This is a genomic window from Bradyrhizobium sp. Cp5.3 (assembly GCF_000426265.1).
GTDB classification, from domain to species: domain Bacteria; phylum Pseudomonadota; class Alphaproteobacteria; order Rhizobiales; family Xanthobacteraceae; genus Bradyrhizobium; species Bradyrhizobium neotropicale.
In genome coordinates, this window is sequence record NZ_AUFA01000009.1 from 22484 (window position 1) to 36177 (window position 13694).

Annotated in this window: 9 protein-coding genes; 4 read left to right on the top strand and 5 right to left on the bottom strand. The window is 65.9% G+C overall.

Annotated elements, in window-relative coordinates; translation table 11 throughout:
* Positions 1-141 precede the first annotated feature (141 nt).
* Both polA and K289_RS0114080 read right to left on the bottom strand, forming a co-directional pair.
* Positions 142-3216, bottom strand: a complete 3075-nt coding sequence (polA, locus tag K289_RS0114075) for a DNA polymerase I (protein WP_027552109.1) — start codon at positions 3214-3216, stop codon at positions 142-144.
* A gap of 256 nt (positions 3217-3472) precedes the next feature.
* Entirely contained in the window at positions 3473-4522 is a 1050-nt protein-coding gene (locus K289_RS0114080) for an acyltransferase family protein (RefSeq protein WP_035684714.1), read from the bottom strand.
* A gap of 214 nt (positions 4523-4736) precedes the next feature.
* Here K289_RS0114080 and K289_RS0114085 point away from each other — a divergent pair, with 214 nt between their 5' ends.
* The 4 genes from K289_RS0114085 to K289_RS0114100 all read left to right on the top strand — a co-directional run bounded on the left by K289_RS0114085 (position 4737) and on the right by K289_RS0114100 (position 11038).
* Positions 4737-6053: a UDP-glucose/GDP-mannose dehydrogenase family protein gene (locus K289_RS0114085; RefSeq protein WP_027552111.1), complete on the top strand. Its 1317-nt coding sequence runs from the start codon at positions 4737-4739 to the stop codon at positions 6051-6053.
* Positions 6054-6196: 143 nt separating this feature from the next.
* Positions 6197-8674 (top strand): ATP-dependent helicase HrpB, encoded by a 2478-nt coding sequence (hrpB, locus tag K289_RS0114090; protein WP_027552112.1) that lies wholly within the window; start codon positions 6197-6199, stop codon positions 8672-8674.
* Positions 8675-8799: 125 nt separating this feature from the next.
* The gene (locus K289_RS0114095) at positions 8800-9312 is read left to right on the top strand and encodes a TIGR02281 family clan AA aspartic protease (protein WP_027552113.1); all 513 of its coding nucleotides are present in this window, start codon (positions 8800-8802) and stop codon (positions 9310-9312) included.
* A 226-nt stretch (positions 9313-9538) separates the two neighbouring features.
* Positions 9539-11038 carry a phosphomannomutase/phosphoglucomutase gene (locus K289_RS0114100; RefSeq protein ID WP_027552114.1) on the top strand — a complete coding sequence of 500 codons (1500 nt, stop codon included), beginning with the start codon at positions 9539-9541 and terminating at the stop codon, positions 11036-11038.
* A 169-nt stretch (positions 11039-11207) separates the two neighbouring features.
* On the opposite strand, the gene K289_RS0114105 is transcribed toward K289_RS0114100, so the two are convergent.
* The 3 genes from K289_RS0114105 to nudC all read right to left on the bottom strand — a co-directional run bounded on the left by K289_RS0114105 (position 11208) and on the right by nudC (position 13694).
* Complete coding sequence (locus K289_RS0114105; protein WP_027552115.1) at positions 11208-11717, bottom strand: Lrp/AsnC family transcriptional regulator; 510 nt, start codon at positions 11715-11717, stop codon at positions 11208-11210.
* A gap of 101 nt (positions 11718-11818) precedes the next feature.
* Positions 11819-12736, bottom strand: coding sequence for a sugar kinase (locus tag K289_RS0114110; protein WP_027552116.1), 918 nt, complete (start codon positions 12734-12736; stop codon positions 11819-11821).
* 13 nt (positions 12737-12749) lie between these two features.
* On the bottom strand, positions 12750-13694 hold the full coding sequence (gene nudC / locus K289_RS0114115) for an NAD(+) diphosphatase (protein ID WP_027552117.1): 945 nt from the start codon (positions 13692-13694) through the stop codon (positions 12750-12752).

Below are 13694 nucleotides of genomic sequence, written 5' to 3' on the forward strand. Positions count from 1 at the left end.
GCTCTCCCCGTTCTTACGGGGAGAGGGCTGGGGTGAGGGGCCTCTCTCCCCACGTGAGATCGTCGAGGGACCTGTACCCCCTCACCCGGATCGCAAGAGCGATCCGACCTCTCCCCACAAGCGGGGCGAGGTGAAGCGAGATCAGTGCGCCTCGTCCCAGTTCGTCGCCGCGCGTGCGTCGACATGCAGCGGCACCGAGAGCAGCACGGCGGGGAACGGCGCGTCCTGCATGACGTGCTGCACGACCGGCAGCGTCGCCTCGACCTCCGCGTCGGGCACCTCGAAGATCAATTCGTCATGCACCTGGAGCAGCATCTGCGCCGACAGCTTCTTCGCGGCGAGCGCGTCCTCGACGCGCGTCATGGCGCGGCGGATGATGTCGGCGGCGGTGCCCTGCAGCCGTGCGTTGATCGCGGCGCGTTCGTTGAACGCGCGCACCGAGGCGTTCGAGGCCTTGATGTCGGGATAGTGGCACTTGCGGCCGAACAGCGTGGTGACATAGCCATGCTGCCGGCAGAACTCCTTGGTCTCGTCCATATAGGCGCGGATGCCGGGGAAGCGCTCGAAATATTTCTTGATGTAGGCGGACGCTTCCTCGCGGGCGATGCCGAGCTGGTTGGCGAGGCCGAACGCCGAGATGCCGTAAATGATGCCGAAATTGATGGCCTTGGCGCGGCGACGGATTTCGCTCGGCATGCCCTGGATCGGCACGCCGAACATTTCCGACGCCGTCATCGCGTGAATGTCGAGGCCGTCGCGGAACGCCTGCTTCAGGACGGGGATGTCGGCGATCTCGGCGAGCAGCCTGAGCTCGATCTGCGAATAGTCGGCGGACACCAGCTTGTGGCCGGGCGTGGCGATGAAGGCGCGGCGGATCTTTCGGCCGTCCTCGGTGCGCACCGGAATGTTCTGCAGGTTCGGTTCGTTCGACGATAAGCGGCCCGTCGTGGTCGCAGCCAGCGCGTAGGTCGTGTGCACGCGATGGGTCTGCGGGTTGACGTAAGTCGGCAGTGCATCCGTGTAGGTCGATTTCAGCTTGGAAACCTGACGCCACTCCAGAATCTTCTTCGGGAAGTCGTAGCCCTGCTCGGCGAGATCATCGAGCACCTGCGCGGTGGTCGACCATGCGCCCGTCTTGGTCTTGCTGCCGCCGGGCAATCCCATCTTGCCGAACAGAATGTCGCCGATCTGCTTGGGGCTGCCGACATTGACGGGCTCGCCCGCGATCTCCTGGATCTCGGCCTCGACCCGCGCCGCAGTCTGGGCGAATTCGCCCGACAGCCGCGACAGCACCTGGCGGTCGATCGAGATGCCGCGCCGCTCCATGCGGGCGAGCACCGAGACCAGCGGCCGCTCCAGTGTTTCGTAAGCGGCGGTCATGTGCTCGGCGATCAGGCGCGGCTTCAGGACGCGCCACACCCGCAGGATCATGTCGGCGGTCTCGGCCGACAGTGGTGTGGCCTTCTCGATGGGAACCTGGTCGAAGGTGAGCTTGTTCTTGCCGCTGCCGAGCAGCTCGCTCTCCTTCAGCATCGCATGGCCGAACCAGCGCTCGGCAAGCGATTCCAGCGCATGTGAGCCACGGCCGGCGTCGAGCACATAGGAGATCAGCTGCGCATCGTCGTAGTTGCGCAGCGTGATGCCGTGCTGCGCCAGCGCAACGGCGGTGAATTTCACGTCGAAGCCGATCTTGAGGATTCCGGTCGATTCCAACACCGGCCGCAGAGCATCGATGGCGTCGCCATGCTTGACCTGATCGGGCGCGAGGCCGGCGTCGAACAGGCCCGCGCCGCCGCCGGACTGCTTGTGCGCCAGCGGCACGTAACAGGCATCGTTCGGCGCCAGCGCCAGCGCGATGCCGCAGAGATCCGCCTGCATCGGGTCGATCGTATCAGCCCTGGTCTCGATCGCGACGTGGCCGACCTCATGAATGCGCGCGACGAAGGTGTCGAGCTCGGCGCGGGTCTTGATCGTCTGGTATTTGCTGCGGTCGACCGGAAGCTTCTTCAGCGCCTCCTCGCGCGCGGCGGCGAGCGAGATCGGCGCACCCTTGAGGCTCGCGGCCTTGTCGCCCTTGTCGCCGGGCTTTGCTGTTGGCGCAGGGGCGGCGAAGAGATCGCCGGAGGCCTCAGTCGATTTTGCCTTGGCCGCACCTTCGGCCTTGGTTGCTCCGCTGCTGTTCGCCGCATCGGCGTCGACGCCGGCAGGGTCGATCTGCGAATAGTCGGCGACGCGGCGCGTCAGCGTGGAGAACTCCATCGCCTTCAGGAAGGCGATCAGCTTGCGCGCGTCGGGCTCGTGGACGGCGAGGTCGTCCAGCGGCACGTCCAGCTTCACCTTGTCGTCGAGCAGCACGAGCTGGCGCGAGATCCGCGCCTTCTCCGCGTTCTCGAGCAGCGCCTCGCGGCGCTTGGGCTGCTTGATCTCGCCGGCGCGGAACAAGAGTTGCTCGAGGTCGCCATACTCGACGATCAATTGCGCGGCGGTCTTGATGCCGATGCCGGGCACGCCCGGCACGTTGTCCGTGGAGTCGCCGGCGAGGGCCTGCACCTCGACCACCTTCTCCGGCGGCACGCCGAACTTCTCGATCACCTCGGGGATGCCGATGCGGCGATCCTTCATGGTGTCGTACATGGTGACGCAATCGGTCACGAGCTGCATCAGGTCCTTGTCCGAGGACACGATGGTCGCGCTCGCGCCGCGCTCGCGGGCCTCGCGCACGTAGGTGGCGATCAGGTCGTCGGCCTCGAAGCCAGCCTGTTCCAGGCAGGGCAGGTCGAAGGCGCGCACCGCTTCGCGGATCAGCGCGAATTGCGGGATCAGATCGTCGGGCGCCGGCGGCCGGTGCGCCTTGTAGTCGGGGTAGATGGTATTGCGGAAGGTGACTTCCGACTTGTCGAACACGATCGCCAGATGGGTCGGCCGATTGTCCGCAGGCATGTCGCGCAAGAGCTTCCACAGCATGTTGCAGAAGCCGAGCACGGCATTGACCTGCAAGCCGTCGGACTTGCGGTTCAGCGGCGGCAGCGCGTGATAGGCGCGGAAAATGTAGGAGGAACCGTCGACCAGGAAGACATGGTCGCCTTTTCCGGCTGCCTTGGCTGCGACCGGTTTGGCAGCAGACTTGTCAGCAGCGGGCTTGGTCTCGGAGGCCGCGTTGGGCGCAGCAGGCTTGGTGTCAGCTTTGGCGGTGGTCTTCGGGGAGGTTTTGGGCATGGCCGCAATGTATGAATTTTTGCAGCCTTTGACAGCCTTGGAGGGGGGATTTTTGGGCTGCTAGTGCCACTATCCCCACTGTCATTCTCCGGCTTGACCGGGGAATCCAGTACGGCGCGGCCGGTCGGTCGATAACTGCTGTCTCTGGAATACTCGGTCGCCCGGTCCCGGCTACGCCAAGGCTTCGCCGGGCTTTTCGGTGTTGGGCCGGCGAAGCTTAAGCGAAGACGGAAAGCCGGGCGACGACCGCTAGCAGCTACTCCGCTGCCTGCAACATTGCCCCGGCCTTCTTCGGCGCGATCCAGAAGGCTTCCGGCCGCTCGAACAGGAATTTGGCATTGAGCCGCAGTGCGACCTGCCAGATCACAAGCGATCCGACCACGCCGGCGACGGTCACGATCAGCGACACCGTGCCGATGTCGGGAATGACGCCGGTGCGGAGCAGCAGCGTTCGGGTCGCGGCCATCGGCAGGAAGAAGGCGAGATAGATCACGATCGAATGCTCGCCGCAGAAGCGCAAGAAGTTCAGCCAATGGGCGCGTGCGAGCAGCGTGCCGATCGTGATGATGGCGCACGCGCCGGCGAAACCGAGCATGAGCGACACGATCTTCCACTCGCTCGCGCCGAGCGCGACGAGCCCGGCGTTGATGATCGCCCATGCCGCGAGCGCGGCAAGCGCTAGCGCGGGATGCTTCCGTGCGCGGTCGGACAGCGCGAAGACGTAATCGGCGAACAGATAGCCCGAATAGAAATACACGAAGCGCGCGCAGAACTCGTCGATCACGGTCCAGCCGGTCGCGATTCGCGCCGTTTCCAGCGCGGCTGCAACGAGCCAGATCGCGAGCGGCGAGATTCGCCGTGTCAGTTTTGTGACGACGAAGAAGATCGGCAGCAGATAGATGAACCAGAGCGTGCCAAAGGGCTCGATGAAGGATTCCAGATAGAGCAGGCCGACGTCGCGCCAGCTCGATTCCGCGGCGAAGGCCGGCGCCTTGAAGGCGAACTGGATTGTCACCCAGACGACATAAAAATAAGCGAAATGCACGACCTTGCGGTCGAGATAGATTCGCCAGTCCCGGCCGATCACCAGTGGAAGGAACAGGCCCGAAATCAGGAAGAAATCCGGCATCCGGAACGGCTTTGCGAAGGCCACCAGCACATGCATGAACCCGGTCTCGCCGGCGGCGAGCTCGACCCCCAGCACGGAATGCATCATCACCACCATGACGATGCAGATGCCCTTGGCATAGTCGACCCAGTCGACGCGCGGGGTAGCCGGGTGCTTGGAGCCTCCGTTCGCGTCCATTGTGCCTGATCGTGCCATGGTGTCCCTTTTCGAAGCGCACGCGGGTTCGGTCCTGTCCGGGCCCGGGGCAGTGTGGGGCCTGGTGGTTTCCGACTTCTTTACCGGTACAAATCGCGTGCCGGCTTCCGAACGCGGGCTCTGGTCCCTCCCATCAGGAAAATGCTAAAACCGCCTTGAGTTGGGGTTCCGTTAACCAAGGCAGACAGGGTCTTCTATGCGAATCGCGATGATCGGCACGGGTTACGTCGGACTGGTATCCGGGGCCTGCTTTGCGGATTTCGGCCACGACGTCACCTGCGTCGATAAGGATCAGGGCAAGATCACAGCGCTCCACCGCGGCGAGATCCCGATCTACGAACCCGGGCTCGACGAGCTGGTCGCGACCAACGTCAAGGCCAAGCGCCTGAGCTTCACCACCGACCTGTCCAAGCCGGTGGCGGAAGCCGACGCGGTCTTCATCGCGGTCGGTACGCCCTCGCGCCGCGGCGACGGCCATGCCGATCTATCCTACGTCTACGCCGCTGCCAGCGAGATCGCGCAGTCGCTCTCCGGCTTCACCGTCGTGGTGACGAAATCGACCGTTCCGGTCGGCACCGGCGACGAGGTCGAGCGCATCATCCGCGAGACCAACCCGGAAGCCGATGTCGTCGTCGCTTCCAACCCCGAATTCCTGCGCGAGGGCGCGGCGATCCGCGATTTCAAATTCCCCGATCGCGTCGTCGTCGGCACCTCCGACGAGCGTGGCCGCAAGGTGATGGGCGATATCTATCGTCCGCTGTCGCTGAACCAGGCGCCGCTGATGTTCACGGCGCGCCGCACCGCGGAGATGATCAAATACGCGGCGAATGCGTTCCTCGCGACCAAGATCACCTTCATCAACGAGATCGCCGACCTTTCCGAAAAAGTCGGCGCCAACGTGCAGGAGGTCGCGCGCGGCATTGGCCTTGACAACCGCATCGGCACCAAATTCCTGCATGCCGGTCCGGGCTTCGGTGGCTCCTGCTTCCCGAAGGACACCAAGGCGCTGATCAAGATCGCGCAGGACTATGACGTGAGCTTGCGCATCGTCGAATCGGTGCTTGCGGTGAACGAGAACCGCAAGCGCGCGATGGCGCGCAAGGTGAGCCACGCGCTCGGTGGTGCGCTGCGCGGCAAGACCATCGCCGTGCTCGGCCTGACCTTCAAGCCCGACACCGACGACATGCGCGATGCGCCGTCGATCCCGCTCGTGACGGGTCTGCTCGACATGGGTGCCAAGGTGCGCGCCTTCGATCCCGTCGGCATGGAGCAGGCCAAGCAGGAACTGCCGAACATCACCTATTGCGAAGATGCTTATTCCTGCGCGCAAGGTGCCGATGCGCTCGTCGTCGTCACCGAATGGGTGCAGTTCCGCGGCCTGGACCTCGACCGGCTGAAGAGCGTCCTGGCGCAGCCCGTCGTCGTCGACCTCCGCAACATCTTCCGCCCGGAGGACATGGCCGCCGCCGGCTTCGTCTATGAGAGCGTCGGACGGCCGCCGGTGCAGGGCTGATAGCGACACAATGTTGTCATACCCCGCGAAGGCAGGGTATCCAGTGCGAAGAGATCTTCGGAATGGCCGGGATCTGAGCTGACTGGATCGTCCGCCCAGTGCGCGATGGCGCACAAGGCGCGGACGATGACGGACCGAGACGTTTGCCCCGCACTTTCGACACGCCCCTCCCGATCGACGCCGTGCTCGACGATCTGTCGCGCACGCTGGATCGGCACAACGCCGCCGTGCTGGTGGCCCCGCCAGGCGCCGGCAAGACCACGCGGGTGCCGCTGGCGCTGCTGGATGCGCCCTGGGCCGCGGGCAAGAAGATCATCGTGCTGGAGCCGCGGCGCATCGCTGCGCGCGCCAGCGCCGATCGCATGGCAAAATCGCTCGGCCAGCGCGCCGGCGACACCGTCGGTTATCGCGTCCGATTCGGCTCGAAGATTTCGCGAGCAACGCGCATCGAGGTGGTGACCGAGGGCATCTTCACCCGACAGATCCTCGATGATCCCGAGCTCTCGGGCGTGGCCGCCGTCCTGTTCGACGAATTCCACGAGCGCTCGCTCGACGCCGATCTCGGCCTCGCACTGGCGCGCGATGCGCAACTCGGCCTGCGCGAGGATCTGCGCATTCTCGTGATGTCGGCGACGCTCGACGGCGCGCGTGTCGCAAAGCTCCTCGGGGAAGCGCCCGTCGTCGAGAGCGAGGGCCGCGCTTATCCCGTCGAGACGCGCTATCTCGGCCGTAAGGCGGATGCGCCGGTGGAGCGGCAGATGGCGGATGCGATCGCGTCCGCCCTGCGCGCGGATAGCGGCTCGGTGCTGGCGTTCCTGCCGGGCGCGGCCGAAATCCGCCGCACCCAGAATTTTCTCGCCGAGCGCGTGCAGGATGAGAGCACCGAGATCGTGCCGCTGTTCGGTGCGCTCGATGCCGCCGTGCAGGACCGCGCGATTGCGCCGGCGCCCAAGGGGGCGCGCAAGGTGGTGCTGGCAACCTCGATCGCGGAGACCTCGCTCACCATCGAAGGCGTGCGCATCGTCGTCGATTCCGGCCTCGCCCGCGTGCCGCGCTACGAGCCCGACATCGGCCTGACCCGGCTCGAGACCGTGCGGGCCTCGCGCGCGGCGGTGGACCAGCGCCGCGGCCGCGCCGGCCGCACCGAACCCGGCGTCTGCTACCGGCTCTGGGATGAGCCGCAGACGGCCTCGCTCGCGCCCTACACCCAGCCGGAAATCCTCAGCGCCGACCTGTCGTCGTTGGTGCTCGATCTCGCGCAATGGGGCGTTGCCGATCCCGCGGCGCTGTCGTTTCTCGATCCGCCGCCGCAGCCGGCCTGGAAGGAAGCGAAGGGCCTGCTCGCCGAGCTCAACGCGCTCGATGGCGACGGCCGCATCACAGCGGAAGGCAAGAGCCTGCGCGCGCTGGCGCTGCCGCCGCGGCTCGCGCGCATGATCGTGGATTCGCATCGCGCCGGCGCCGGCGAGGCGGCGGCCGAGATCGCCGCCATCCTCACCGAGCGCGGGCTCGGCGGCGACAGCGTCGATCTCGAGCACAGGCTCGATCAGTTTCGCCGTGACCGTTCGCCGCGCGCCTCGAGCGCCCGCGATCTGGCCCGACGCTGGGCGTCGCAGGTGGCGGGTGCAGAGAAGGCCGCGCCCGGGCAGGATGATCTCTCGACCGGCCTGATGCTCGCCTATGCCTTCCCCGACCGCGTCGCGCGCAACCGTGGCAATGGCAGCTTCGTGCTCGCCAACGGCCGCGGCGCCGCGGTCGAGCAAACCACTTCGCTCGCCCGCGCGCCCTACATCGCCGTCGGGGAAATGACGGGGACGGCGGCGAGCGGGCGTATCCTGCTCGCGGCGCCGATCACGCAGGACGACGTCGAGCGGCATTTCGCCGAGCATATCGAGACGGCCGACGAGATCTCCTTCGATCGCGGCGCGATGGCGCTGCGGGCGCGGCGCAAGCGCGCCTTGCATGCGATCACGCTGTCGGAGGCGCCGCTCGCGATCTCGCCGTCGGAAGCGACCGCGCGGGTTTTCGCCGACGGGCTGATCGCCGCCGGCCTCGACCGGCTGCCCTGGTCGAAGGCCGCCAAGCAATGGCGCGACCGCGTGATGTTCTTGCGCAAGGCCGAAGGCGAGAGCTGGCCCGATCTCTCTGACGACGGGCTGATCGCGCGGCGCGACGACTGGCTGGTGCCGGCGCTCTACGACAAGATCGCCTTGAGGGATGTTTCCGCCGGCGATCTCTCCGATGCGTTGATGGCGCTGCTGCCCTGGGGGCTGCGCGCGCGGCTCGATCGCGAGGCGCCGACCCATTTCGAGGCGCCGACCGGCTCCATGCTCGCGATCGATTATGAAGCCGAGCAGGGGCCGACCATCGCGGTGCGTCTGCAGGAATTGTTCGGCCTCAACACCCATCCGTCGATCGCGGCCGGCAAGGTACCGCTGGTGCTGGAATTGCTGTCGCCGGCACAGCGTCCGGTGCAGGTGACGCGCGATCTTCCCGGCTTCTGGCGCGGCAGCTACAGCGCGGTGCGCTCGGACCTGCGCGGTCGCTACCCGCGCCATCCCTGGCCGGACGATCCCGCAAGCGCGCTGCCGACGCGGCGGGCGAAGCCGCGCGGCACGTGAAATTCAGGCGCCGCATTAACCGATCGCTCATCCTTTTCGCCAAAATGGCACCGTTTCGGCCGCGCCCGTGCTCGCGGGCCGGCGCGTAGCGTGGTGAAATCGAACTTTCGGTCCCGAGTGGTGTGATGCGTAACATAATGATCTTCGCGGCCATCATGATCGGCCTCGGCACATTCATGGCGCAGATGGCGGACAAGATGAGCTCCGCGTCCGCGACGTCAGCGCCGCGCACGACGGTCGCCCTCGCATCCACGCCGCAGGCCGGCAATCGCAGCTTCAGCATCCCCCGCGACGCCCGCGGCCATTTCCAGACGGAAGGCCGGATCGATGGCCAGCGTATCGGCTTCATGATCGACACCGGCGCCTCCGTGGTCGCGCTGAACGAGACCTCGGCCGCCCGCTTCGGTCTGCGGCCTTCGCGCGGCGACTACAACGCGACCGTCTCTACCGCCAACGGCACCATCAAGGCCGCCCGCACCCGCATCGCCATGTTAGAGGTCGGCGGCCTCATCGTGCGCGACGTCGACGCCATGGTGCTGCCGGACGAGGCGCTGTCGGAAAACCTGCTCGGCCTCTCCTTCCTGTCCCGCCTGAAGCGTTTCGAATACGCCAACGGGCAGATGGTGCTGGAGCAGTAGGCGGCTTTGAGCGCCTGCCGTAGCGCGCGCGTACAGGTCCAATCGGCGATGTGGACTTCCTGCCTCTAATCGTGTCCGGGCGGCGCAGCCGGTTGCGGGTAATGTCTTCGCGCGTTACCAAACTGCCGCAATTATGGGCCATAAGCTGCCCATCCCGCCTTTCGCTGCGGCCCGGCATTCGCTAAGGCTGCAGCGATTTTTCGCTCTGTTTCACGAGATAGACTCAATGTTTCCCAAGCCGAAGCCCGCACTGCTGCCCAACACCTATGCCTTCGAATCCGAGCCGATGGTGAAGGCCACGGGCTTCCGCGAGTATGACGCCCGCTGGTTGTTCAACAAGGAAATCAACCTGATGGGCGTGCAGGCGCTCGGCATGGGGCTGGGTGCGTTGATCGCCGAGCTCGGGGTCAGCCAAGAGATCGTCACCGGCCATGATTTCCGCGGCTATTCGGCCTCGATCAAATATGCGCTGATCTCGGGCCTGATGGCGGCGGGGTGCAAGGTGCACGACATCGGGCTCGCGGTGACGCCGATGGCGTATTTCGCGCAGTTCGATCTCGACGTGCCCTGCGTCGCCATGGTCACGGCTTCCCACAACGACAATGGCTGGACCGGCGTCAAGATGGGCGCGAACCGTCCGCTGACCTTCGGTCCCGACGAGATGACGCGGCTGAAGCAGATCGTGCTCAACGCCGAGTTCAAGAACAGGGCCGGCGGCTCCTACCAGTTCCACGAAAACTATCCGGCGCGCTACATCGCCGATCTCACCAGCCGCCCGAAGCTGAAGCGCAAGCTCAAGGTGGTTGCGGCCTGCGGCAACGGCACCGCCGGCGCCTTCGCGCCACAGGTGCTGGAGGCGATCGGCTGCGAGGTGATCCCGCTCGACACCGAGCTCGACCACACCTTCCCGAAATACAATCCGAACCCGGAAGATCTCGAGATGCTGCACGCGATCCGCGATGCGGTGCTGCATCACAAGGCCGATGTCGGCCTCGGCTTCGACGGTGACGGCGACCGCTGCGGGGTCGTCGACAACACCGGCGAGGAGATCTTTGCCGACAAGGTCGGCGTGATGCTGGCGCGCGACATGTCGGCGATCCACAAGGATGCGCAGTTCGTGGTCGACGTGAAGTCGACCGGGCTCTTCATCAGCGATCCGGTGCTGCAGAAGCAGGGCGCGAAGACTGCCTATTGGAAGACCGGCCATTCCTACATGAAGCGCCGCACCAACGAGATGGGTGCGCTCGCAGGCTTCGAGAAATCCGGCCACTTCTTCTTCAACAAGCCGTTCGGTCGCGGTTATGACGACGGCCTCGTCTCCGCGATCGCGATCTGCGACATGCTCGATCGCGCGCCCGGCAAGTCGATGGCTGATCTGAAGGATGCGCTGCCGAAGACGTGGTCGTCGCCGACGATGTCGCCGCATTGCGCCGATGAGGTCAAATACGGCGTCATCGACGCCGTGGTGAAGCACTTTGAAGGCTTGCAGGCGAAGGGCGCGAAGATCGGCGGGCAGTCGATCCGCGATCTCGTCACCGTCAACGGCGTTCGCGTCACCGTCGAGGACGGAAGCTGGGGTCTGGTGCGCGCTTCCTCGAACAAGCCCGAGCTCGTGGTCGTCGTCGAGAGCCCGGTCTCCGAGCAGCGCATGCGTGACATGTTCGAGATGGTCGACAGCGTGCTGCGCACGCATCCCGAGGTCGGTGAGTATAATCAGAAGATCTGAGGCGCGCCGGCGTCACCACATACACTGCGTCATGCCCCGCGCAGGCGGGGCATCCAGTACGCCGCGGCCTTTCCGTATCCCATCGCTGTCTCTGGGATACTGGATCGTCCGCCTTCGCGGACGATGACAGCATCAAAGCTGGCTTCTTCGGCGTGGTGAGGCGCGAGCCCTAAGCCGCCACCACCGCCGGAATCGGCAGCGCAGTCACCGACTTGATCTTCTCCATCGCAAAGCGCGAGGTGACGTTCTTCAGCGGCACGGCGCTGATCAGCTTCTTGTAGAAGACGTCATAGCTCTGCATGTCCGCGACGACGACGCGCAGCATGTAGTCGACATCGCCGGCCATCCGGTAGAACTCCATCACCTCGGGCATGGCGCTGACGGCTTCGGCGAACTTCTTCAGCCAGGCGTCGGAGTGATCGGAACTCTCGACCGAGACGAACACGGAGATGCCGAGGCCGATCTTGTTCTGATCGACGAGAGCCACCCGTTTCAGGATCACGCCGTCGGCCTCCAGGCGCTGGATGCGTTTCCAGCAGGGGGTGGAGGATAGTCCGACCCGGTCGCCGATCTCGGCAACCGACAGGGAGGCGTCTTCCTGGAGCACCATCAGGATCTTGCGATCGATGGCGTCGAGGCGGCGGCTGGTTTCAGGGATCTGGACGGCGAGGTCAGTCATTTGAAGAACTTTGTTCCATTTAAGGGGCTGATTTCCCTGATATAGAGAAAATCTTTCTCTAGCAAGCCCCTAATCTCGGGCCGGCTGGAACCTGGTACCCGTCATTCACGCAAAAGCTCTTCAACTTCAACACGTTGCGGGGCGGCCTGGCCACCACCGAAGCGGGTGCATTTCAGCGCCGCCGCCGCCGCGGCGAATCGCAGCGCCTCCCGCACACCGCCGCGCTCGGCGAGGCGAAGCGTGAAGGCGCCATGGAAGGCATCACCGGCGCCGAGCGTGTCCACGGCCTCGACCGGGAAGGCCGGCGTCTCCTCCAACTCGCCAGCCTCGTTCAGCCAGATCGTGCCGCGCGGGCCGCGCGTAGCGGCCAGGAAGGCCGGTGTCAATTTCGCCAAGCTCCTCAGTGCTTCGCCGTCGTCGGCAACGCCGGCGGTCTCCTGCACCTGCTCGCTGGCGAACAGGAGATGCGAGGCGGCCGTCAGCAGGCTGTCGGTCAGCGCCATCGCGCGGTCGACGCCGACGATGACGGCAATGCCGCGCCGGCGCGCCTCGGCGCAGAGATCGCTGCAGAACGCCGCGCAGCGGCTTTCGACCAGGACCGCCCGGCAGTCGGCGAGCAGTTCATCGGCGTCGGGCAGCTTCACGGTCCACAGCGCCGGGTCGCGATAGATGGTGAGCGTCCGCTCTCCGGAGGGCTCGATCATGATGGCCGAGACCGGCGTCGTCAGGCCCGGCATGCGCACGATGTGTCTGGTGTCGATCCCGTCCTGAGCCATCCTATCGAGAATGAAGCCGCTCGACGTCTCCCGTGCATCGCCCATGGGGCCTGCGAACGCGACGCGGCCGCCTAGCCGCGCAATCGCGATCGCGGCATTGAGCGCGTTGCCGCCGCAGATTTCCGTGAGGTGGCTGGCGTTGGCCTTGCTGCCGCGCGCGGGCATGCTCTTGACGCGAAAGGTGAGGTCGCGCACGGGAATGCCGATGCAGAGGATGCGCGGCGCGATCTCCGTCGAAGCCATCGGCCGTCGCCGCTCAAGCACCGCTCTTGTCGCGCAACCAGCGCCCGAGCAGATGATGCGCGATGGCAAAGGGATGCGGGCCGGCGAGCCCATCGGGATGGGTCCGCGTCAGCATCAGGGCTGCCTCGTCGCGCGTGACCCAGCGTGCGTCCTCCAGCTCCGAATGGTCGACGACGATGTCCTCGTTCAGCGCCCGCGCGCTGCAGCCGATCATCAGCGACGACGGATAGGGCCAGGGCTGGGTCATGTAGTACTCGACGTCGGTGCAGCGGATGCCGGACTCCTCGAAAATTTCGCGGCGCACGGCGTCCTCGATGGTCTCGGCCGCTTCGACGAAGCCGGCGAGGCAGGAATACATTCCCGGCGGAAACTGCTTCTGGCGGCCGAGCAGGCACTTGCCGCCGGAGGCGACCAGCATGATCACGACCGGGTCGGTGCGCGGGAAATGCTCCGCCTTGCAAGCAGGGCACTCGCGCTTCCAGCCGCCTTCCTTCATCGCGCTGCGCGTGCCGCAATTGGCGCAATAGCCATGGCGCTGATGCCAGCTCACCATCGATTTCGCCATCGCGACCGCCGAGAGCTCGTCGGGGAGGATCGCGCCCTGCATCGCCATGCCGCGCAGCTCGGTGACGGTATAGTCCTCGCGGCCGACCAGCTTCTCGGCCGCCGCCTGCGACAGGCCCATGCCGAACACCGCCGCGCCGTCGCGCAGGCCGAGGAAGATCGTGCCGGGATTGGCGCCGCAGTTCAGCGCCTCGTCGATCGACAGCAGCGCGCGCACGCGCTCGCCGTCGCGCTTCACCAGCAGGGAGTCGCGGTAGATGACGTAGGCGCGCGACGACGGCTTCTGCTCCATCGCGAACAGCTTTTCGTCATCGCGGCGCAGATGCGCGGCGCGATCGAGGACGTTGGTGACGAACGCCGGTTGCCCCAGCGGAAACGAGTCGAATGCTGACAT